A 21,921-nucleotide genomic window follows, 5' to 3' on the forward strand; every position below is an offset into this window, starting at 1 on the left:
CGTCCTGCGGGGATCAGGCCCGGTTCGCGACCGGGCGAGCCGCTCCCGTAGCGGTACGGGCCGCCTGGACCAACGCCCGCATGATCCGCAGGTCGTCACCCATCTCCGGGTGCCACTGCACGCCCAGCACCCACTGCGCTCCCGGCTGTTCGACCGCCTCCACCGTCCCGTCCGCCGCGTGCGCGGATGCCACCAGGCCCGGCGCGAGCCGGTCCACGGCCTGGTGGTGGTACGTCGGTACGGACGCCTCATCGGGCACCAGCGAGGCGTACAGCGTCCCCGGGACCGGCGTCACGGCGTGTTCGCCGAGGACCCCGGCCTTGCCGAACGGGCCCGTGTGGCCGTCCAGATGCTGGGTCAGCGTGCCACCCAGCGCCACGTTGAGCAGCTGCATGCCGCGGCAGATCCCGAGCACCGGGGTACCTGACGCCCTTGCGGCGCGGAGCAGGGCCACTTCCCAGATGTCGCGCTCGTGCGCCGGCGGGCCCGTCCTGAAGTCGCGCTCCGCGCCGTACAGCCCGGGGTCGACATCGGCGCCGCCGGCGATCACGAGACCGTCCACCCTGGCCACGGCGGCCTCCGCCCGCGCCGGATCGTCCGGCGGCAGAAGCGCGGCCAGTCCGCCGGACCGCTGGACCAGCTGAGGGTAGGCAAAGGGGAGCACGGCGGCCGGGAGCTCCCAGACGCCCCAGCGAGCCGCCGGCTCCATATAGGTCGTGACGCCGATGAGCGGTTCGTGCATGGTGCGGTCCCTCCGGCGGCCGGTCTGCGGGCCGGCCCGGTGCAATGGTGTTGCGTCATACCTTTGTTCGTACCGGGCCGCCGCGCAAGGGCGGTGATCCGGAAGGGCAAGATCAAGCCAGGAAGCCCCGGAGCAGAGCGGCCGTCCCCGCGCAGTGCTCGTGCGTCACCGCTCGCGCCCTCTCCTCGTCGCCGTCGAGCACCGCTTCGACCAGAGTCGTGTGCTGGCGCTGCGAATGTTCGAGGTTCCGCACCAGCAGGGGGATGCAGTCCAGCAGGTCGTTGACGCTCGCCCGTACGGCCGCGTACCGCACCGCGAGGGAGGGCGAGCCGGACAGCTCGGCGAGCGTCAGGTGAAAGAGGGTGTCGATCCTGCGGTAGTCGGGCAGAGGTGCCTCGTGTGTCGCCGCCAGAGCCGTACGCAGCCGGTCCGCCCCCTCGTCGTCGAGGCCGCGCGACGCGCAGAGCCCTGCCGCCCCCGACTCCAGGACCTCGCGGAAGAGCAGGACGTCCTCGATGTCGACGTCCGCCACCCGGCGGCGCAGCTCGTCGCCGTCGGCCGGGCCGGTGCGGGGGAGCACGAACGTACCGCCGTACCGGCCGCGTCTGGCCTCGATCAGACCCTGGTCCTGGAGCACCTTCAGCACCTCGCGCAGCGTGACGCGGCTGATTCCGAGGAGCCCGGCCAGCTCGCGCTCGGCCGGCAGCCGCCCGCCGCCGGGTACGAGGCCGAGCCGGACCACCTGGAGGATCTGCTCCAGGGCCTCCTCGAAACCGTTGCCCGCGCGGACCGGCCGCAGCCCGGGCAGCAGCCGGCCGGAGGGCCCGGGCTCCCCACTCTCTTCCGCCACGTCCGGATTCCCTTCCCCCCTATGGTTTTCTCCCATACCTTAGTCCGACCGGCACATGAGGGGCGGCGTCGCGGGGGCCGAGCACGTGTATCTGCGGCGTTGTCGCCCACCACCACGGCCCCCGCCCCGAGCTCTCGGCTTCGCTCGTGAACGGGAGACACAACGGCCTCGATCCTCCGCCTCGCAGCCGGACGCACTCAGCCCCGCTCCTTCTTCCACCCCATGTGCCGGTCGGTCCGAGCCTTCCGGCACACCGACCGAGGAGTACCCGTGGCAGACCGAACACCTCCGCTGGGGACCGACGAGCTGCGCGTGCTCGTGGAACGGGGTGAGGTCGACACCGTCGTCCTCGCCTTCCCCGACATGCAGGGCCGACTGCAGGGCAAACGGTTCGCGGCGTCCTTCTTCCTCGACGAGGTGCTGGAACACGGCACGGAGGGCTGCAACTACCTGCTCGCCGTCGACACGGACATGAACACCGTCGACGGGTTCGCCATGTCCTCCTGGTCCAACGGCTACGGCGACTTCGCGATGCGCCCCGACCTCACGACCCTGCGCCGGATCCCCTGGCACGAGGGGACCGCCCTCGTCATGGCCGATCTCGCCTGGGACGACGGCTCGCCCGTCGTCGCCGCGCCCCGCCAGATCCTCCGGCGGCAGCTGGAGCGGCTCGCCGCCCACGGACTGACCGCCCAGGTCGGCACGGAACTCGAATTCATCGTCTTCAAGGACACCTACGAGCAGGCCTGGGACCGCAACTACCGCGGACTCACCCCGGTCAACCAGTACAACATCGACTACTCCGTCCTCGGCACCGGCCGCATCGAGCCACTGCTGCGCCGCATCCGCAACGAGATGGCGGCCGCAGGGCTCACCGTCGAGTCCGCCAAGGGCGAATGCAACCCCGGCCAGCACGAGATCGTCTTCCGTTACGACGAGGCACTCGTCACCTGCGACCAGCACGCCGTCTACAAGACAGGGTCCAAGGAGATCGCCGCCCAGGAAGGCGTCTCGCTCACCTTCATGGCCAAGTTCAACGAGCGCGAGGGCAACTCCTGCCACGTACACCTCTCGCTCGAGGACGCCGGAGGGCACAGCGTCATGGCGGGCGAGGGCGGCGCGATGTCCCCCGTGATGCGGCAGTTCCTGGCGGGCCAGCTCGCCACCCTGCGTGACTTCTCCCTGCTGTACGCACCGAACATCAACTCCTACAAGCGGTTCCAGCCCGGCTCCTTCGCCCCGACCGCCGTCGCCTGGGGCCACGACAACCGCACCTGCGCCCTGCGCGTCGTCGGACACGGCCGCTCGATGCGCTTCGAGAACCGACTGCCCGGCGGCGACGTCAACCCGTACCTCGCGGTCGCCGGCCTCGTCGCCGCCGGACTCCACGGCATCGAGAACGAACTGGAACTCCCCGACGCCTGCGAGGGCAACGCCTACACCGCCGGATACGACCAGGTCCCCGCCACACTCCGCGAAGCCGCCGGCCTCTGGGAGAACAGCGGGGTGGCCCGGGAGGCCTTCGGCGACGACGTCGTCGCCCACTACCGCAACACGGCGCGCGTCGAGCTGGAGGCCTTCGACGCAGCGGTGACCGACTGGGAGCTCCGCCGCTCCTTCGAACGCCTGTGAGGCACCCCGTGATCCACGAACACCGTGTCCTGAACCCGGCGACCGAAGAGCTCGTCGCCACCGTCCCCGCGACGACCGCCGCCGAGGTCGGCGGCGCCGTCGTCCGCGCCGCGGCGGCCCAGCGCACCTGGGCCGCCCTGGCTCCCGCCGACCGCGCCCGGCTGCTGCGCCGCTTCGCCGTCCTCGTCGACGAACACGCCGAACAGCTGGCCCTGCTGGAGGTCACCGAAGCCGGGCACACCCTGGGCAACGCCCGCTGGGAGGCGGCGAACGTCCGGGATCTGCTGGACTACGCGGCCGGGGGAGTGGAACGCCTGACCGGGCGCCAGATCCCCGTACCGGGCGGGATCGACCTCACGTTCCTCGAACCGCTGGGCGTCGTCGGAGTGATCGCCCCGTGGAACTTCCCCATGCCCATCGCCGCCTGGGGCGCCGCCCCCGCCCTCGCCGCCGGCAACGCCGTCCTCCTCAAGCCGGCCGAGACCACCCCGCTCACCGCTCTCCGCCTGGCCCGGCTCGCTCTCGACGCAGGCCTCCCCGAAGACCTCTTCCAGGTGCTGCCCGGTGCGGGGGATGTGACAGGCAACGCCCTGGTCGAACACCCCGGCGTGGCCAAGATCGTCTTCACCGGCTCGACCCGTGTCGGCCAGCAGATCATGGCCCGCTGCGCGGATCGGGTGAAGCGTCTGACCCTCGAACTCGGCGGCAAGAGCCCCAACATCGTCTTCGCCGACGCCGACATCGAGGCCGCCGCGGCCTCCGCGCCCATGTCCTTCCTGGACAACGCCGGCCAGGACTGCTGCGCCCGCACCCGCATCCTGGTCCAGCGGTCCGCGTACGACCGCTTCCTCGAACTCCTCGTCCCGGCCGTCGCCTCCGTCGTCGTGGGGGATCCGTCGGACGAGAGGACCCGGATGGGCCCGCTGATCTCCCGGACGCAGCTGGAGCGCGTCCGCGGCTACGTCCCCGACGACGCGGACGGCATCCGGGGCAGCGCACCCACCGGCCCCGGCTTCTGGTTCCCGCCGACCGTCCTCACCGGGATCACGCCCGACGCGCCCGTCGCCACGGAGGAGGTCTTCGGCCCCGTCGCCGTCGTCCTGCCCTTCGAGGACGAGACGGAGGCCGTCCGGCTCGCCAACGCCACCGACCACGGACTGGCCGGCTCGATCTGGACCCGCGACGTGGGCCGCGCCCTGCGGGTCTCCCAGGCGGTCCGGGCCGGGAACCTGTCCGTCAACTCCCACTCAGCCGTTCGCTACTGGACCCCGTTCGGCGGGTACAAACAGTCCGGGCTGGGCCGTGAACTGGGGCCCGACGCCCTCGCGGCCTTCACCGAAACCAAGAACGTCTTCATCGGCACGGAGGCCTGAACAGACATGACCACCGACTCCGGGAACATCTGCCGCCGGCTGACCGGCCGCACCGCCGTCATCACCGGGGCGGGCAGCGGCATCGGCCTCGCCACCGCCCGCCGGCTGGCATCGGAAGGCGCGAACATCATCTGCGGCGACATCGACGAGACCGCGGGCAGGGCCGCCGCGAACGAGGTGGGAGGCACGTTCGTACGCGTCGACGTCACCGACCCCGGCCAGGTCGACGCGCTCTTCGAGGCGGCGGACGAGACGTACGGCTCCGTCGACATCGCCTTCAACAACGCGGGCATCTCGCCGCCGGACGACGACTCCATCCTCACCACCGGACTGGAGGCCTGGAAACGTGTCCAGGACGTCAACCTCACCTCCGTCTACCTCTGCTGCAAGGCCGCCCTGCCCTACATGCGGCGTCAGGGCCGTGGCTCGATCATCAACACCGCGTCCTTCGTGGCCAGGATGGGCGCGGCGACCTCCCAGATCTCGTACACCGCCTCCAAGGGCGGGGTCCTCGCCCTGTCCCGGGAGCTCGGGGTGCAGTTCGCCCGCGAAGGGATCCGGGTCAACGCCCTGTGCCCCGGGCCGGTCAACACACCGCTGCTCCAGGAGCTGTTCGCCACGGACCCGGAGCGCGCCGCCCGCAGGCTCGTACACATTCCGCTCGGCCGGTTCGCCGAGGCCACGGAGATCGCGGCCGCCGTCGCCTTTCTGGCGAGCGACGACTCCTCGTTCGTCAACGCCACCGACTTCCTCGTCGACGGCGGAATCTCGGGAGCGTACGTGACTCCGCTCGACTGAGGCTCCCTACAGTGGTGGCATGAGCAACCCGACACCGCCCGGCTGGTACCGGGACGTGAACGTGCCCGGCACAGAGCGCTGGTGGGACGGCACGGCCTGGACCGGGTACACCCGTTCGGCCGCCGTCACCCAGCAGCTGTCCGCGCCCCACCCGCCCGGAGACCCGGTCAGGGGAGGCGGCGGCCGCGCCACCCGGGTCGTCACGCTCACCGTGGCGGGCCTGGCGGTCGCCGCAGCCGTCACCTCGATTCTGGTGCTGGGCGACGGCGACGGCACGGCCCCGAGGGCCGCGCCCAGCAACAGCGCGCCGCCGCCCGACGCCACGGACAGCGTCGGCGCCGCCACCCCGTCGCCCGCCGAGGGCCCGGAGGACGACCCCGCGGTGCTGGTCGATCAGCTCAACGGGATCACGCTCCCGGTCCCCGACGGCTGGGAGAAGCCGGAACACACCCTCGACAACGCCTCCACGATGCGTACGGTCGGCTCCTACACCTGCCCCGGCGACTCCGGGAGCTTCTGTTACCACGGCACCGTCACGGTCCGGGCGGCGGGCGGCACCGGTCTCACGGCCATGAAGGCGCTGGCCGAAGAGGACATCGGGACGGCTGCCGACCGTGCCTACGGGAAAAACACCGTCGGCGGCGTCATCCACGGCGGCATCATGTCCCACAAGGAACTGGCCTCCAAGTCCGTGACCGTGGCGGGGCGCACCGGATACCTGGTGCGCCGTCAGGTCACCACCGGCAAGGGCCCCGGCGGATACGTGCAGTCGCTCGTCTTCCCCTCCGCGGGGGGCAGCGAGACGCCGGTCATCGTGCGCTTCGCCTTCGACGCGGGCCGGGACGAGCTGCCGCTCCCCCTCATGGACACCATCACCCAGGGCATCCGCCCGATCGGCGACTCGGCCGGCGGCGGCGTGGGCAGCACCGTGGCGCCCTGAGGGGCGCTAGAGAAACGTGCGGCCCTCGCCGCGGTACGTCGGCACGGTGGCGGTGATCCGCTCGCCCTCGACAAGCCGTAGTGCGTCGAAGCGCTCGCACAGCTCACCGGCCTTCGCGTGCCGGAACCACACCTTGTCGCCGATCAGCAGATCGTCCGCGGGAGCCCCGAGCAGCGGTGTCTGGACCTCACCCGGGCCCTCCTGCGGGTCGTAGCGCAGCCCTTCGGGCAGATACGGCACCGGCAGCCTGTCCGCGCCCGCCGCCCCGGACGCCGGATAGCCGCCGCCGAGCACCGTCACCACGCCCACGCCCGGCCGCCGCACCACGGGCTGGGCGAACAACGCCGCCGGACGGCCCGTGAACGAGGTGTAGTTGTCGAACAGCTTCGGTACGTAGAGCCCGGACCCCGCCGCGATCTCGGTCACCGCGGACTCCTCGGCGGTGTGCTGCACACTGCCGGTGCCGCCCCCGTTCACGAACTCCAGGCCGGGCGCCACCGCGCGGACCGCCCGTACGACCTCCGCGCGCCGGGCCGCGAGCTCCCTGCGCGCGGCCGCCTGCATCAGCCTGACCGCGCGCGACCGCAGCGGCCGTCCGGTCACCGAGTCGCCCACCCCGGCCACATGGCCCTCGTACGCCATCAGGCCCACCAGCCGGAAGCCCGGCCTGCGGTCCACCGACCGAGCCAGCTCGGCCAGTTGGGCGGGGGAGCGGACGGGGGAGCGCAGCGCGCCGAACCTGACCCGGCCGCCGAGCAGCCGCAGCGAGGTGTCCAACTCCAGGCAGACCCGGATCTCCTCGGCGCCGCCGGCCCGCGCCGCGTCGATCAGCTCCAGCTGCGCGGGATCGTCCACCATGACCGTCACGGCCACGGCGAGCTCGGGGTCCGCGGCCAGTTCGGCGTACGCGGACCGGTCGGCCGACGGATAGGCCAGCAGTACGTCGTCGAATCCGGCGCGGGCCAGCCACAGCGACTCCGCGAGGGTGAACGACATGATCCCGGCGAAGCCCGGACGCGCGAGCACCCGCTCCAGCAGGGCACGACAGCGTACGGATTTGCTCGCCACCCGGATCGGCTTCCCGCCCGCCCGGCGGACCAAGTCGTCGGCGTTGGCGTCGAAGGCCTCCAGATCGACGACGGCCACCGGGGCGTCGAGATGGGCGGTGGCCCGGTTGTAACGGGTCCGGTCAGCGGCGCGGACAGTCATGGCCGCAGCTTGCCAGACGGCCGTACCACTGGGTAGGGGGACGTTCCGTGCAGATCGTCCCGCACCCTCCGTCCTGTTCCCACGGGGCGTCGTCCACCCCGTAGAGTGACGGTCACACGATCGACCGACGGGCCCGTGCGCAGCGGTGGCCCGTGGGCCGTACGGGGACGTGGACCAGGGGGACGGATGAGTACCGAGGCGCAGCGCGCTCCCGTGCCGCCCCGCCCGACCACCCCGCCGCGCGCACCCGGCAGCGCCCCCGCACCGCCGGCCCCACGCGCAGAACCTGCACCGTCGGCTCCGCGTGCGCACCCCGCCCCGCCGGCCGTACCACAGGCCTGGCGTGCGGAGGCCGTGCCGCCGGTGGAGACGACGGCCCGGCTGCGCCCCGTACCGCCCGCGCCGCCCGTCCATCCCGGCCCGCCCCCGCTGCCCGCCGCCACCCGGCGCAGGCCGGTCGGCGCGGTCGACCTCACACCGCGCCCCGGTGCCGCTCCCGCCCCGCCCGGCACGTACTACGGGTACGCCGAGACGCCCGCAGAGACCACCACCCGGCTCCGCCCCGTCAGAGCCCGGCATCCCGTCAGGACCGCGGCGGCGGCGGTCTGCGCCGTGCTCGGACTCGGGCTCATGGGCGGCGCGGTCACCGGCAGCTGGCTCACCAGCGACTCCGCGGCCGAGCCCGGCGACGCCGGCGCGTACACCGTGGGCCGCTCCGCCTGGCACAGTGTGCTCGTCGACACCCTCTTCCCCCGCACCCTCAAGGGCGACGGAGCGGGCCCGGGAGCCACCGACCGGGTCTGGACCAGGGTCGCCGTCGCGAGCGACAGCGGCTGCGCGGCGGGCCTGGACCCGCTGCTGCTCAAGACGCTCCGCCCGGTCGGCTGCGAACGTCTGGTGCGCGCCACCTACACCGACGCCACCCGCAGCAGCGTCACCACCGTCGGCATGGTCTTCACCGAGGCCGACCCCGAGGCGATGAGCGCGCTCAGCACCCGGTTCACCACCCAGCACCTCGCCGACCGCTCCGACCTGATGCCCCGCACCTACCCGGTCAAGGGCACCGTGGCCGCCGGCTTCGGCGACCAGCAGCGCGCCAGCTGGACGGTCCACGTCCTGTCCGAGCTGCCCGTCGTCATGTTCGCCGTCTCCGGCTTCGCCGACGGCCGTACGGTCTCCGAGCCGCAGCCCGCCGCCGAGGCCATGGTGACCGGTGCCACGACGGCCCCCGCCCAGGCAGGACTCGGCCACGAGGCGAAGGGCGTCGCCGACCGGGTGGAGCGCACCCTGCGCAGGGCCGTCACCGACCTCACGGAGAAGCCGGAATGACCCGCCCCCGCCGGCCCCGGGCGCTCGCCGCCGTGGCGACGGCCACTGCTTTCACGCTGCTGCCCGCCGTCCCCGCCCACGCGGACGCCATCCGCGACCAGCAGTGGGGCCTGGAGGCCCTGCACACCGGCACGGCCTGGCAGACCACCATGGGCAAGGGCGTCACGGTCGCGGTCCTGGACACCGGGGTCGACGACGATCACCCCGACCTCGCCGGTCAGGTGCTACCGGGCAAGGACCTCATCGGCTTCGGCGCCGAAAGCGGCGACCGCTCCTGGGCCCTGCACGGCACCGCGATGGCCGGCATCATCGCGGGCCGCGGGAGCGGCCCCGGCCGGGGCGACGGCGTGCTCGGCGTCGCCCCGGAAGCGAAGATCCTGCCCGTGCGGGTGATCCTCGAGTCCGGCGATCCGTCGCGCACCAAGGCCCGCGAGTCACGCGGAACCGCGCTGGCCGACGGCATCCGCTGGGCGGCCGACCAGGGCGCCGACGTCATCAACCTCTCCCTCGGTGACGACAGCGAGTCGGCCCATCCTGAGCCCGGTGAGGACGCCGCCGTGCAGTACGCCCTCGGCAAGGGCGTCGCCGTCGTGGCCTCCGCGGGCAACAGCGGGGAGAAGGGCGACCGGATCTCCTATCCCGCCGCCTACCCCGGCGTGATCGCCGTCGCGGCCGTCGACAGGTACGGCACACACGCCGCGTTCTCCACCCGCCGTTGGTACGCCACCGTGAGCGCGCCCGGCGTCGACATCGTCGTGGCCAACCCCGACCGGCACTACTACATCGAGTGGGGCACGTCCGCCGCGTCGGCGTTCGTCTCCGGGGCCGTGGCGCTCGTACGCGCCGCGCACCCGGGCCTCTCGCCCGCACAGATCAAGATGTTGCTCGCGGACACCGCCGGCGACGCGCCCTCGGGCGGCCGCGACGACGCCAGGGGCTACGGCATGGTCGACCCCGCCGCCGCGATAGAGGCCGGGGCGAAGCTGCGCCCCGACGGAATGAACGCGCAGTCCGCCACGTCCGGTCACCGCGACGAGTACTTCGGCTCCGGCCCCACCCCCCAGGAGGGCGACGGGGCCCCGGCCGGCTGGCTGGCACCCTCGGCGGGCGGCCTCGGGGCCGCACTCCTCGCCCTGGCCGTGGTGCTGTGGCGGGGCAGGAACACCGGTAGCAGGAACGGCGGTGCCAGGCCCGGCGCCGGACCCGGGTACTGGCCGTCCCCCGCCGGCCCCCCGCGCTGACCGCACCTGGATCAGCCCGCTTCTGCCACCGCACCGGTCACACCGACCGCCGCCTTCGCGACGGACTCCACCAGAGAGATGCCCGCCTCCTTCGTCGCGTGCCCCCGCGACAGCACCGCCACCAGCAGGGTGCGCCCGCCGTTCTCCACCCGCCCGATGCTGTTGATGTCCCAGAGCCCCGTCGTCGTGCGGGGCATCCAGCCGTTCTTCAGCACCGCGCCGGTGCCCGCCGCGGACACCCCCCACTGCTGCTCCGCCTCGACCCGGCCCATCAGCCCCGTCAGGTACGCGCGCGAGGCAGCCGACAGCTCCGAACCCGCCCCGGACACCGCTTCCAGCAGCCGCACCTGGTCGGCGGCCGTGGTCCGGGTCAGCCCCCACGCGTGGGCGGCCTTCGTCGTGGTCAGTCCCAGCCGCTCGTTGGCCGCGTCAAGGCCCTCCTCGCCACCGATCACCTTGAGCAGCGCGGTGGCCGAGGTGTTGTCGCTGCGCCGGATCATGGCCTCCGCGTACGCGTGCTCGGCGCCGCTCAGCTCCCGGCCCTCGTCCTGGGCCCGGAGCAGCAGTGCCGCCAGAATGTCGACCTTGACGATGCTGGCGGTGTCGTACGCCCCGTTCCCGTACGCGGCACCGGCGCCGCTCTCCGTGTCCAGCACGGCCACCGACACATCGGCGCCGTCCGCCAGGGTCGCCAGCGCGTCGGCCAGCTCCGCGTCGAGATCCACCTCGGGCTCCTCGCTCCGGCCCGCCGCGGCCGGGGGGCTCGACGCGGATGATACGGCGGCCACCGCCGCGGGCGCGGCATCCGGCGGACGACCCACCAGATACGCACCTCCCGCGGCGGCACCGGCCGGCAGCACGACTGCGGCGGTCACGAGGCCGGACAGCGCGGTCCTGCGCGTTCTGTGACGGAGTATGGCCCGGAGGCCGGGCACACACCTGGGAGGAGCCTGTGCCCGACCTGTCGCCCAGGTGAGAGAGACGGTCCACTACGCTCGTCATGTGGCGCTCAAGAACATCCCGGACCCCGGTTTCTCCGACGACGACGGCTCTGCCTCGCCCGAACTGACGGCAGCCCTCGCGGCATGGGCCGCGGACCGGACGGCCGTAGGCCCGGTCCTCGCGGCGCTCCGCGGCGCCCGGCTGCTCGTGCCGGTCGTCGCCGTCCTGGGCGAGGCCGAGGAGGACGAGAACGGGCTGCGCCGCGAGAAGACCAGCGACATGGCGGTGCCGACCTTGCAGGCCGGTGACCGGCGCGCTCTGCCCGCCTTCACCTCCACCGCCTCGCTGGCCCGCTGGGACCCGGAGGCACGCCCCGTCGCCGTACCCCTGCACCAGGCACTGCAGGCCGCCGCGCACGAGAAGGCGGACACGGTGGTGCTCGACCTGGCGGGACCCGTCGCCTTCGAGCTGACCGGCCCGGCGCTGCTCGCCCTGGCCGAGAACCGCGCCAGCGCGGACCCGTTCGACGACCCCGCCGTCGTCGCCGCGGTGCGGGAGGCGGTCGCCGCCGAGCCCGCGGTGCTGCGCGCCCACCTCGGCCCCGGCCGGGCCGACGGCACCCTCGCCCTGGTTCTCGCCCCGGACGCCGTGGTGGCGGAGGCCGCCCGCCGGGTCGCCGATGCGCTCTCGGCCAGCGAGGTGCTGCGCGCCCGGCTGGTGCGCGGCATCGATCTCGCGCTGCTTCCGGCCGGTACCGAGGCCCCGGGCGAGCCTCTGTTCAGCCGCTGACGCACAGGAGCCCGCTGCCTGATGACACAGGCAGCGGGCTCGCGTCCGTCACATGATCAGCCGTAGACGGGGCCGGTGTACTTCTCGCCCGGGCCCTGGCCGGGCTCGTCGGGCACGAGGGAGGCCTCGCGGAAGGCCAGCTGCAGCGACTTCAGACCGTCGCGCAGCGGCGAGGCGTGGAAGGTGCTGATCTCGGTGGCGCTCGCGTCGAGCAGCCCGGCCAGCGCCTGGACCAGCTTGCGGGCCTCGTCCAGGTCCTTGTGCTGCTCGCCCTCCTCGGTCAGGCCGAGCTTCACGGCTGCCGCGCTCATCAGATTGACGGCGACGGTCACGATCACCTCGACCGCGGGAACCTCCGCGATGTCGCGGGCCATGTCGTCGAAGCCGGGGTTCTCGGTACTGGGAGTGGTCGCGTCGCTCATGCCCCACACGATAAGGCCACGTCGGCGCGGCTCCGCGTGCGGGAGCCGCCCGGACAGCGGGTTAGCCGTAGTCCCGGGGAACTGCTAACCTTGTGTAACGACCGGCCGGACATCTATGTGCTCGGCCCACAAGTGGAGGCTCCGATCTCCCACCTGACCGTCCCCAGGGACGGCGGGTCACCGGTCAGGTGGCAGCCATCGTTCCGTACGGACGATGGGGCCGCCCGATTGCGCCCCGCGGTTGCACGCGGCGGTGTTCCGGTAGTTCCAGGAGCCCCGCCTGTGTCCCGTCCGGGGCGTTTCTGTTTTCCCGGCTCGGTTGGTCATACATAAGACGTTACGCGGCTGTCCGCCAGGCGGTCGCGTGGTGCTACCGAGGAGGATCCATCAGCGCCGAGCCCCGCATCAACGACCGGATTCGCGTTCCCGAGGTGCGACTTGTCGGTCCCAGCGGCGAGCAGGTCGGGATTGTCCCGCTTGCCAAGGCCCTGGAGCTCGCACAGGAGTACGACCTCGACCTGGTCGAGGTGGCGGCGACAGCCCGTCCCCCCGTGTGCAAGCTCATGGACTACGGGAAGTTCAAGTACGAGTCGGCCATGAAGGCCCGTGAGGCGCGCAAGAACCAGGCGCACACGGTCATCAAGGAAATGAAGCTCCGGCCGAAGATCGACCCGCACGACTACGACACCAAGAAGGGTCACGTCGTCCGGTTCCTCAAGCAGGGGGACAAGGTCAAGATCACGATCATGTTCCGTGGTCGTGAGCAGTCCCGTCCCGAGCTGGGCTTCCGACTGCTCCAGCGTCTCGCTTCGGACGTCGAGGACCTCGGCTTCATCGAGTCGAACCCGAAGCAGGACGGCCGGAACATGATCATGGTTCTGGGCCCGCACAAGAAGAAGACCGAAGCCATGGCCGAGGCCCGCGAGGCCCAGGCCGCCCGCAAGGCGGAGCGTCAGGGGTACGCCCACGACGCCGAGCCCGAGGGTGACACCGCTGAGGCTCCGGCCGCAGCGACCGAGGCTCCGGCCGAGACACCTTCCGAGGCGTGACCTCCGGGGGTCGCCACCCAGGCGCCCCCGGGCCCCCCGGAATCCACCCAAAGATCTGACGCCCCTGCAGCCCGGTGCCCGCACCGTGAGGGGCGCCACTGACGAGGAGACAACGGCGCGATGCCGAAGAACAAGACGCACAGCGGTGCCAGCAAGCGCTTCAAGATCACCGGCTCCGGCAAGGTACTGCGCGAGAAGGCCGGCAAGCGCCACCTGCTCGAGCACAAGTCGTCCAAGAAGACCCGCTCGCTGACCGGCACGGTCGTCGTGGCTCCGGCCGACGCCAAGAAGGTCAAGAAGCTTCTCGGCAAGTGAGGCGCCGCCTCCGGTGAACCCGGAGGCGCGACCTCGATCCGACCGGGACCAATTCGTTTCCGGGCCGGGTGAGTCTTCACTGCGACCACCCGGCCCCGCTGCAAGGAGTTAAAAGTGGCACGCGTCAAGCGGGCAGTAAACGCCCACAAGAAGCGCCGGGCGATCCTCGAGGCCGCCAAGGGTTACCGCGGTCAGCGTTCGCGCCTGTACCGCAAGGCCAAGGAGCAGGTCACCCACTCCCTGGTCTACAACTACAACGACCGCAAGAAGCGCAAGGGCGACTTCCGTCAGCTCTGGATCCAGCGCATCAACGCGGCCGCTCGCCAGAACGGCATGACGTACAACCGCCTCATCCAGGGTCTGAAGGCCGCCAACATCGAGGTGGACCGCAAGATCCTGGCAGAGCTCGCGGTCAACGACGCCAACGCGTTCGCCGCCCTCGTCGAGGTGGCCCAGAAGGCCCTCCCGAGCGACGTCAACGCCCCGAAGGCCGCCTGATCCAGGCAGTACTTCCGTCGTCCCAGCGCTACGAGCCGGACCCGCAGGCGTGTGCCGTCTGCGGGTCCGGTGCGTTGCGCCACGTGTCGCGTACGCAGAGAAGCTGACTTACGCAGAGAGGCTCGCCGCCGACCATGGGCACCCCCGAACTGATCTCCGCGCGATCGCCGCGAGTCGCTGCCGCACGCCGGCTGGCCAGGCGTAACTTCCGTGGCAAGGAGCGCAGGTTCATCGCCGAGGGGCCGCAGGCCGTGCGGGAGGCCGCCGCGCACCGGGGCGGCGACGGCGAACCCACGCTGACCGAGCTCTTCGCCACCGTCGAGGCGGCCGACCGGTACGCCGACATCATCGAGGCCGCCGGTGCGGCGGGCGCCCGTGTGCACCTCGCGGACGGCGCCACCCTCGCCGACGTCTCGCAGACCGTCACCCCGCAGGGCCTGATCGGCGTCTGCCGCTTCCTGGACTCGCCCTTCGAGGACATCCTCGCGGCGAAGCCCACCCTGGTCGCCGTTCTCGCCCACGTACGCGACCCCGGGAACGCGGGCACGGTGCTGCGCTGCGCGGACGCCGCGGGCGCGGACGCCGTCGTGCTCACCGACGCCTCCGTGGACCTGTACAACCCCAAATCGGTCCGGGCCTCCGTCGGCTCGCTCTTCCATCTGCCGGTGACCGTCGGCGTACCCGTGGAGCAGGCCGTGCGCGGGCTCCGGGAGGCCGGTGTGCGCATCCTGGCGGCGGACGGTGCCGGCGAGGACGACCTCGACGACGAACTCGACGCGGGCACCATGGGCGGGCCCACCGCATGGGTGTTCGGCAACGAGGCGTGGGGTCTCCCGGAGGAGACGCGTGCCCTGGCCGACGCCGTGGTCCGGGTCCCGATCCACGGCAAGGCCGAGAGCCTCAACCTCGCCACCGCCGCCGCCGTGTGCCTCTACGCCTCCGCGCGAGCGCAACGCCCCCGGCACACCGGCTGATCCTGCCGGCGCCCCACCGATCGATACGAGCCACAGGCCGCCGGTGCCCGCCCGGAGGGTGTCGCACGGCCGCCGGCGCCTAGTAGGGTGGACGAACTCGGGGGCCCACTGCGCCGGTTCGAGAGGTGGGGTACGGGAAGATGGCTGTCGGCATGAGCAGGCCGCGAGAGACACACACGGCCGCCGTGCGCGCCCTTTCCGACGGAGCCGCCGCGAGCCGGACCGTCGGGGCCCCCCCGACGGGTATCGACCCGGACGATCTGCCCGACGGTCTCGTCGTCGCCGACGAGGCCGGCACGGTCATCTGCTTCAACGCGGCCGCGGCCCGGATCACCGCCACGCCAGGGGCCGCCGCACTCGGCCGCTCCCTGCACCAGGCACTGCCCCTCGAGGACCTCAAAGGGCGACGCTGGTGGGACCTGACCGATCCGTACGGCGGGCTCGCCATCAGGGTCGGGCAGCCCGAGCGGAACCTGCTGCTCCCCGGAGGCCGTGAGGTCCTGGTCTCCGCCCGGTACGTGCGCGAGACCCCGACCGGGCCGGTCCGCCGGCTCGTCGTCTCGCTGCGCGGCACCGAGGCCCGCCGCCGCACCGAGCTCAGCCACGCCGAGCTGATCGCCACCGTCGCCCATGAGCTGCGCTCCCCGCTGACCTCGGTCAAGGGCTTCACCGCCACGCTGCTGGCCAAGTGGGAGAGGTTCACCGACGACCAGAAGCGGCTGATGCTGGAGACCGTCGACGCCGACGCCAACCGCGTCAACCGGCTCATCGCCGAGCTGCTCGACATCTCCCGTATCGACTCCGGGCGGCTGGAGCTGCGCCGCCAGCCCGTGGACGTCTCCGCCGCCGTCGAACGCCACATCCAGGCCCTCACCGCGAACGGCCAGGCGCCCGACCGGTTCCTCGTTCGCACCCGGCATCCGCTTCCCGATCTCTGGGCCGACCCGGACAAGGTCGACCAGGTCCTCGGTAACCTCCTGGAAAACGCGGTGCGCCACGGGGAGGGAACCGTCACTATCGAGGTCGCCCCTGCGCCCGCACCGGGGAAGAGCGACGAGACCGGAACGGCAGTCACCGTGAGCGACGAAGGTCCCGGCATCCCCGAGGAGTCGATGGCCCGCGTCTTCACCCGCTTCTGGCGGGGAAGCAAGCGCGGTGGGACCGGCCTGGGCCTGTACATCGTCAAAGGCATCGTCGAGGCGCACGGCGGCACCATCACGGTCGACCGGGCACCGGGCGGCGGCGCCGAATTCCGATTTATCCTGCCCGTGAGCGCGCCGGCCTATCTGGCTTGAGCGGCCCACGGGCTTCTTCGCCCCCCGGCGGCCCGTAGACTCGACTTTTGGCACCTTTGCGTCCTCAGTCGTCGAACCAGGGTCGCCACCAGCCAATCGGAAGCACGGGAAGAGATGTCGGCACCGAACAAGTCGTACGACCCAGTCGAGGTCGAGGCACTGAAACCGGAAGAGATCGAGCGCATGCGGGACGAGGCGTTCGCCGCCTTCGCCGCCGCGGGCGACCTCGACGCGCTCGCCCAGGCGAAGACCGCGCACACCGGTGGTACCTCGCCCCTGTCGCTCGCCAACCGCGAGATCGGCGCCCTGCCGCCGCAGGCCAAGGCCGAGGCGGGCAAGCGCGTGGGCCAGGCCCGCGGCGCCGTCTCCAAGGCGCTCGCCGCCCGGCAGACAGAGCTGGAGGCCGAGCGTGACGCCCGGGTGCTGGTCGAGGAGGCGGTGGACGTCACCCTGCCCTACGACCGCACCCCGGCCGGTGCGCGCCACCCCCTGACGACCATCATGGAGCGCGTCGCCGACGTCTTCGTCGCCATGGGCTACGAGATCGCCGAGGGCCCCGAGGTCGAGGCGGAGTGGTTCAACTTCGACGCCCTGAACTTCGTGCCCGACCACCCGGCGCGGCAGATGCAGGACACCTTCTTCGTCCAGGGCGCCGACGGTGCCAGGAGCGACGAGTCAGGTGTCGTGCTGCGTACGCACACCTCGCCGGTCCAGGCCCGCTCGCTGCTCAGCCGCAAGCCCCCCGTCTACGTGGTCTGCCCCGGCCGGGTCTACCGCACCGACGAGCTCGACGCCACGCACACCCCGGTCTTCCACCAGATCGAGCTGCTCGCCGTCGACGAGGGCCTCACCATGGCCGACCTCAAGGGCACCCTCGACCACATGGTCCAGGCGCTCTTCGGCCCGGACATGAAGACCCGGCTGCGGCCGAACTTCTTCCCGTTCACCGAGCCGTCCGCCGAGATGGACATGGTCTGTTACGTCTGCCGCGGCACGTCCGTCGGCAACCCGGACCGCCCCTGCCGCACCTGCGGCAGCGAGGGCTGGATCGAGCTCGGCGGCTGCGGCATGGTCAACCCGAAGGTGCTCGTCGCCTGCGGTGTGGACCCCGAGAAGTACAGCGGATTCGCCTTCGGATTCGGGATCGAGCGGATGCTGATGTTCCGCCACAACGTCGAGGACATGCGAGACATGGTCGAGGGCGACGTCCGGTTCACCCGGCCGTTCGGGATGGAGATCTGATGCGCGTCCCGCTTTCCTGGCTCCGGGAATACGTCGACCTGCCGGCGACGGAGACCGGCCGTGACGTACAGGCCAAGCTCGTCTCCGTCGGCCTCGAAGTCGAAACCGTCGAGCAGACCGGCGCCGGCCTCAAGGGGCCCCTGGTCGTCGGACAGGTCCTGACCATCGAGGAGCTGGAGGGCTTCAAGAAGCCCATCCGTTTCTGCACCGTCGACGTGGGCACCGCCAACGGCACCGGTGAACCGCAGGAGATCGTCTGCGGCGCCCGTAACTTCTCCGTCGGCGACAAGGTCGTCGTGGTCCTCCCGGGCGCCGTGCTGCCCGGTGACTTCGCGATCGCCGCGCGCAAGACGTACGGCAAGACCTCGCACGGCATGATCTGCTCCACCGACGAGCTCGGCATGGGCGACGACGGCACGCACGGCATCATCGTGCTGCCGCCGGAGTTCGAGCCCGGAACGGACGCGATCGAGCTCCTCGAGCTGGTCGACGAGGTCCTCGACATCGCCGTCACACCGGACCGCGGCTACTGCCTCTCGATGCGTGGCGTCGCCCGTGAGACGGCCATCGCGTACGGGCTGCCGCTGCGCGACCCGGCGCTGCTGGACGTACCGCCGCCCAACGCGCACGGCTACCCGGTGAAGGTGTCCGACCCGATCGGATGCAGCAACTTCACCGCGCGCACGGTCACCGGTCTGCGGCACGAGGCGCGCTCCCCGATCTGGATGCAGCGCAGGCTGCAGAAGGCCGGGATGCGCACCGTCTCGCTGACCGTCGACATCACCAACTACGTGATGCTGGAGCTCGGTCAGCCGCTGCACGCATACGACCGCACCCGTGTCGAGGGCCCGATCGGGGTGCGCCGCGCCCAGCAGGGCGAGAAGCTCACCACGCTCGACGGAGCCAAGCGCGTCCTGGACGCCCAGGACCTGGTCATCACCGACGACCGCGGGCCGATCGGCCTGGCGGGTGTCATGGGCGGCGCCGATACGGAGATCGCCGACGTCGCCGAGGACACCGGGACCACCGAGGTCGTCATCGAGGCCGCGCACTTCGACGCGATCGCCATCGCCCGGACCGCGCGCCGCCACAAGCTGAGTTCCGAGGCGTCCAAGCGCTTCGAGCGTGGTGTCGACCCGCTGGCCGCCGCCGCTGCCGCGCAGCGCACGGTCGATCTGCTGGTCCTCCTCGCGGGAGGCACGGCCGAGGCCGGCGTCACGGAGATCACCGCACCGTCCGCACCCCGCACCATCACGATGCCGGCGAACCACCCCGACCGGGTGGCCGGTGTCGCGTACGGCCGCGAGACCGTCGTGCGCCGCCTCCAGCAGGTCGGCTGCGACGTCTACGGGCAGGACGAGCTGATCGTCACGGTGCCGTCCTGGCGTCCCGACCTCGCCGCGCAGAACGACCTGGCCGAAGAGGTCATCCGGCTGGAGGGGTACGAGAACCTTCCCTCCACCCTGCCGACGCCGCCGTCCGGCCGCGGGCTCACCGACCGCCAGCGGCTGCACCGACGCATCGGCCGGGCCCTCGCCGGTGCCGGTTACGTCGAGGCGCTCAGCTACCCGTTCATCGGCGACGCCGTCCTCGACCAGCTGGGCCTGGACCAGGACGACGCCCGCCGCCGTACGGTCACCCTCGTCAACCCGCTGTCCGACGAGGAGCCCGCCCTGCGCACCACGCTGCTGCCGGGTCTGCTCGGGACACTACGGCGCAACGACGGCCGCGGCAGCCACGACCTGGCGCTCTTCGAAACCGGCCTGGTCTTCAGGCCGACCGGCCACGAGACGAAGGCCGTACGGCTGCCAGTTGACCGCCGTCCCACCGACGAGGAGATCGCCGGTCTTGACGCGGCACTCCCGCGCCAGCCGCATCGTGCCGCCGTCGTCCTCGCGGGCGCCCGCGAGCAGGCGGGCTGGTGGGGCAAGGGCCGCCCCGCCGACTGGGCGGACTCCGTCGAGGCGGCGCGCTCCGTCGCCCGTGAGGCGGGTGTCGAGCTGACGGTCCGCGCCGACCGTCACGCCCCGTGGCACCCCGGCCGCTGCGCCGCGCTGTACGTCACGGTCGACGGCGAGGAGACCCTCTTCGGACACGCGGGCGAACTGCACCCGCGTGTCGTCAAGGAGCTCCACCTGCCCGAGCGGACCTGCGCCATGGAGGTCGAGCTCGACGTCCTGGAGCAGGCCGTCGACGGTGCGCTCCAGGCACCCCGGATCTCCACCTTCCCGGTGGCGACCCAGGACGTCGCGCTCGTCGTCGCCTCGGACGTGCCCGCCGACGCCGTGGAGAAGGCACTCCTCGAAGGCGCCGGCGATTTGCTCGAATCGCTTCGGCTGTTCGACGTCTTCACCGGCGAGCAGATCGGTGAGGGCAAGAAGTCCCTGGCGTACGCGCTGCGGTTCCGTGCCCCGGACCGCACGCTGACCGTCGAGGAGGCCTCCGCGGCCCGCGACACGGCGGTGGCCCTGGCCACCGAGCGCACGGGCGCGGTGCTGCGCGGCGCGTAGCGCGTAAGCACCCGAGTGATGAGAAGGGGCGTATCAGGACAGCGGATACGCCCCTTCCTGTTCTCGCCGGACGGCCCGGGGGCCGCACACGGGCCCTCCTGCCATCGGGGCGGTGGGCTGTGCGATCCGGCGCCGCCCGCCCTGCCACGGAGTGTCGGGCAGGCCGACAGGACGGACGGCGCGGGTGCGGGTCGTCGAACTGTACGAGGGGGAGCCGACGACCCGGCCGCCCTTGCGAGGCACTCATTCAAGCGGGCCGTGCCCCGGCGCGGCAGAGCGCACAGCAGGATGGTTCGGGCATTACGTTCACACCCCGTGTGAATCGTGCTCCACTAGGCTCATTGCGACGCGCACATGGGGGGGCAATGGAGCCCAACGTCCTGCTCGAATCCCTGATCGACGAGGCGGGTGTGTCCCGTGCCGGGCTCGCCGGCCACGTCAACCGGACCGGCCGCGCCCGCGGGCTGTACCTGCGCTACGAGCACACAGCGGTCGCCCGCTGGCTCAAGGGCCAGCGCCCGCGCGGGCAGGTCCCCGATCTGATCTGCGAGGTCCTCGCGGGCCGGCTGGGCCGGCCCGTCACGCTCGACGACATCGGCATGGGAATTCCCGGGATGACGCACACGGCCGCCCCGGGCGCAGGCCTCTCCGGGTTCGTCGAGCACGCGACGGCCCTGTGGCGTTCCGACGAACAGCAGCGTCCGCACCTCGCCGCCGTGCCCGCCGTCACGGGCACGACAGCCGTGATGCCCGTCTGGGAGTGGGAGAACCCTCCCGAGGACACCGATGTCTCCCGGCCAGGTCCGTCCCGTGTGACCACGGCGGACATCGCGATGCTCCGCGCGGCCCGCGCGCACTACGAGCAGATGTACCGGAAGGCGGGCGGCATCGCGACCAGGTCCCGCATCGTCGGCTTCCTCAACGCCGAGACCGCGCCCCTGCTGCGCGGCGGGTACGGCGACGCCACGGGTCGCCGGCTCCATCGCGCGACCGCCGGGCTGGTGGCCGTGGCGGGCATCTGCGCCTACGACTCCGACGCCCATGGGCTCGCCCAGCGCTACTTCCACCAGGCCCTGCGTCTGGCCAAGGCCAGCGGGGACCGGGGGCTCGGCGGCTATGTGATCGCGCTGCTCGTGAACCAGTCGCTGTACCTGGCCGAATTCCGCCGGGCCGTCGCCTTCGCCGAGGCGGCGCTGCGAGCGGCCGGCCCGCACATCACCCCGGCGCTGGCCACCGATCTGCACGCGATGCAGGCCAAGGCCTATGCCCAGCTCGGCGATCACCGCGTCGCCATGGACTGCATCGGCCGCGCCGAGGCCCAGGCCGGCCGTATCCGGAGCGGGGGCGAACCGGACGAGACGGGGTACGTCCAGCCGGGCCTGGTCAACGTGCAGGTGGCGGAGGCGCTGCTGTGTCTCGGTGATCTCGCCGGAGCCCGGGAGCACGCGGCGGCGGCCGTACGCTCCCCGGCGCACGATCGCGGGACCGTGCACCGGCTCGCCATGCTCACCCATCTGGAACTGCTCCAGGGCGAGGCGGACAAGGCGGCCCGCACGGCCTCGGAAATGGCGGAACGCGCCAGGGGTATGGAATCCCAGCGGCTCAGGGACCGGCTGCGCGCCGTGAGCGAGCATCTGGCCGCGAGCGGCAGCGCCGACGCCGAGGCGGCTGCCGGCCTCATCGACGGGGCGCTGCGCGTGCCTCTGTGAGCCTCGCCCAAGGAGCCGTCACACGTTCCACTGAGAGGCGGACCCTGCTCCGATGTTGCCAT

20 protein-coding genes are annotated in these 21,921 nt (G+C 72.2%); 15 read left to right on the plus strand and 5 right to left on the minus strand.

Going from position 1 to position 21,921, the window contains the following annotated elements; genetic code table 11:
- Window positions 1-13: 13 nt before the first annotated feature.
- Together ACWD04_RS24190 and ACWD04_RS24195 are read right to left on the minus strand one after the other, a co-directional pair.
- Window positions 14-742 (minus strand): gamma-glutamyl-gamma-aminobutyrate hydrolase family protein, encoded by a 729-nt coding sequence (locus tag ACWD04_RS24190; protein ID WP_451135171.1) that lies wholly within the window; start codon window positions 740-742, stop codon window positions 14-16.
- A 112-nt stretch (window positions 743-854) separates the two neighbouring features.
- Window positions 855-1,628, minus strand: a complete 774-nt coding sequence (locus ACWD04_RS24195; protein WP_451135173.1) for a FadR/GntR family transcriptional regulator — start codon at window positions 1,626-1,628, stop codon at window positions 855-857.
- A 234-nt stretch (window positions 1,629-1,862) separates the two neighbouring features.
- Here ACWD04_RS24195 and ACWD04_RS24200 point away from each other — a divergent pair, with 234 nt between their 5' ends.
- The 4 genes from ACWD04_RS24200 to ACWD04_RS24215 are packed head-to-tail and all read left to right on the plus strand — an operon-like array spanning window position 1,863 to window position 6,335.
- Window positions 1,863-3,224 (plus strand): glutamine synthetase family protein, encoded by a 1,362-nt coding sequence (locus ACWD04_RS24200; protein WP_451135174.1) that lies wholly within the window; start codon window positions 1,863-1,865, stop codon window positions 3,222-3,224.
- 8 nt (window positions 3,225-3,232) lie between these two features.
- Complete coding sequence (locus ACWD04_RS24205) at window positions 3,233-4,597, plus strand: aldehyde dehydrogenase family protein (protein ID WP_451135176.1); 1,365 nt, start codon at window positions 3,233-3,235, stop codon at window positions 4,595-4,597.
- Window positions 4,598-4,603: 6 nt separating this feature from the next.
- Complete coding sequence (locus ACWD04_RS24210) at window positions 4,604-5,395, plus strand: 3-oxoacyl-ACP reductase (RefSeq protein WP_451135178.1); 792 nt, start codon at window positions 4,604-4,606, stop codon at window positions 5,393-5,395.
- A 19-nt stretch (window positions 5,396-5,414) separates the two neighbouring features.
- Window positions 5,415-6,335, plus strand: coding sequence for a DUF2510 domain-containing protein (locus tag ACWD04_RS24215; RefSeq protein WP_451135180.1), 921 nt, complete (start codon window positions 5,415-5,417; stop codon window positions 6,333-6,335).
- Between the two features lie 6 nt (window positions 6,336-6,341).
- Here the strand turns inward: ACWD04_RS24215 and ACWD04_RS24220 are convergent, their stop codons facing one another.
- Window positions 6,342-7,544, minus strand: coding sequence for an amino acid deaminase/aldolase (locus tag ACWD04_RS24220; protein WP_451135182.1), 1,203 nt, complete (start codon window positions 7,542-7,544; stop codon window positions 6,342-6,344).
- A gap of 429 nt (window positions 7,545-7,973) precedes the next feature.
- Here ACWD04_RS24220 and ACWD04_RS24225 point away from each other — a divergent pair, with 429 nt between their 5' ends.
- Entirely contained in the window at window positions 7,974-8,873 is a 900-nt protein-coding gene (locus ACWD04_RS24225) for a hypothetical protein (RefSeq protein WP_451135299.1), read from the plus strand.
- Window positions 8,870-10,114: a type VII secretion-associated serine protease mycosin gene (gene mycP / locus ACWD04_RS24230; RefSeq protein ID WP_451135184.1), complete on the plus strand. Its 1,245-nt coding sequence runs from the start codon at window positions 8,870-8,872 to the stop codon at window positions 10,112-10,114. Before ACWD04_RS24225 ends, mycP begins: the two co-directional genes overlap by 4 nt.
- An 11-nt stretch (window positions 10,115-10,125) precedes the next feature.
- Here mycP and ACWD04_RS24235 read toward each other — a convergent pair whose 3' ends face one another.
- Complete coding sequence (locus tag ACWD04_RS24235; protein WP_451135186.1) at window positions 10,126-10,989, minus strand: serine hydrolase; 864 nt, start codon at window positions 10,987-10,989, stop codon at window positions 10,126-10,128.
- 127 nt (window positions 10,990-11,116) lie between these two features.
- On the opposite strand from ACWD04_RS24235, the gene ACWD04_RS24240 reads away from it, so the two are divergent.
- The gene (locus ACWD04_RS24240; protein ID WP_451135188.1) at window positions 11,117-11,845 is read left to right on the plus strand and encodes an SseB family protein; all 729 of its coding nucleotides are present in this window, start codon (window positions 11,117-11,119) and stop codon (window positions 11,843-11,845) included.
- Between the two features lie 56 nt (window positions 11,846-11,901).
- Here the strand turns inward: ACWD04_RS24240 and ACWD04_RS24245 are convergent, their stop codons facing one another.
- Entirely contained in the window at window positions 11,902-12,267 is a 366-nt protein-coding gene (locus ACWD04_RS24245) for a DUF1844 domain-containing protein (protein ID WP_031097477.1), read from the minus strand.
- Window positions 12,268-12,596: 329 nt separating this feature from the next.
- Between ACWD04_RS24245 and infC the strand changes: the two genes are divergently transcribed.
- The 8 genes from infC (at window position 12,597) to ACWD04_RS24285 (ending at window position 21,859) form a co-directional block, all read left to right on the plus strand.
- Window positions 12,597-13,316, plus strand: a complete 720-nt coding sequence (gene infC, locus ACWD04_RS24250) for a translation initiation factor IF-3 (protein WP_451135301.1) — start codon at window positions 12,597-12,599, stop codon at window positions 13,314-13,316.
- Between the two features lie 120 nt (window positions 13,317-13,436).
- On the plus strand, window positions 13,437-13,631 hold the full coding sequence (gene rpmI / locus ACWD04_RS24255) for a 50S ribosomal protein L35 (protein ID WP_099176763.1): 195 nt from the start codon (window positions 13,437-13,439) through the stop codon (window positions 13,629-13,631).
- 114 nt (window positions 13,632-13,745) lie between these two features.
- Entirely contained in the window at window positions 13,746-14,129 is a 384-nt protein-coding gene (rplT, locus tag ACWD04_RS24260) for a 50S ribosomal protein L20 (protein ID WP_007457565.1), read from the plus strand.
- A gap of 134 nt (window positions 14,130-14,263) precedes the next feature.
- On the plus strand, window positions 14,264-15,103 hold the full coding sequence (locus ACWD04_RS24265; RefSeq protein WP_451135191.1) for a TrmH family RNA methyltransferase: 840 nt from the start codon (window positions 14,264-14,266) through the stop codon (window positions 15,101-15,103).
- A gap of 140 nt (window positions 15,104-15,243) precedes the next feature.
- On the plus strand, window positions 15,244-16,398 hold the full coding sequence (locus tag ACWD04_RS24270; protein WP_451135193.1) for an ATP-binding protein: 1,155 nt from the start codon (window positions 15,244-15,246) through the stop codon (window positions 16,396-16,398).
- Window positions 16,399-16,512: 114 nt separating this feature from the next.
- The gene (gene pheS, locus ACWD04_RS24275; RefSeq protein WP_451135195.1) at window positions 16,513-17,640 is read left to right on the plus strand and encodes a phenylalanine--tRNA ligase subunit alpha; all 1,128 of its coding nucleotides are present in this window, start codon (window positions 16,513-16,515) and stop codon (window positions 17,638-17,640) included.
- Window positions 17,640-20,150, plus strand: coding sequence for a phenylalanine--tRNA ligase subunit beta (pheT, locus tag ACWD04_RS24280; protein ID WP_451135197.1), 2,511 nt, complete (start codon window positions 17,640-17,642; stop codon window positions 20,148-20,150). The genes pheS and pheT overlap by 1 nt, the downstream gene beginning before the upstream one ends.
- 365 nt (window positions 20,151-20,515) lie before the next feature.
- The gene (locus tag ACWD04_RS24285) at window positions 20,516-21,859 is read left to right on the plus strand and encodes a transcriptional regulator (RefSeq protein WP_451135199.1); all 1,344 of its coding nucleotides are present in this window, start codon (window positions 20,516-20,518) and stop codon (window positions 21,857-21,859) included.
- The last annotated feature ends 62 nt before the right edge of the window (window positions 21,860-21,921 follow it).

The organism is Streptomyces sp. NPDC002911 (assembly GCF_053591835.1).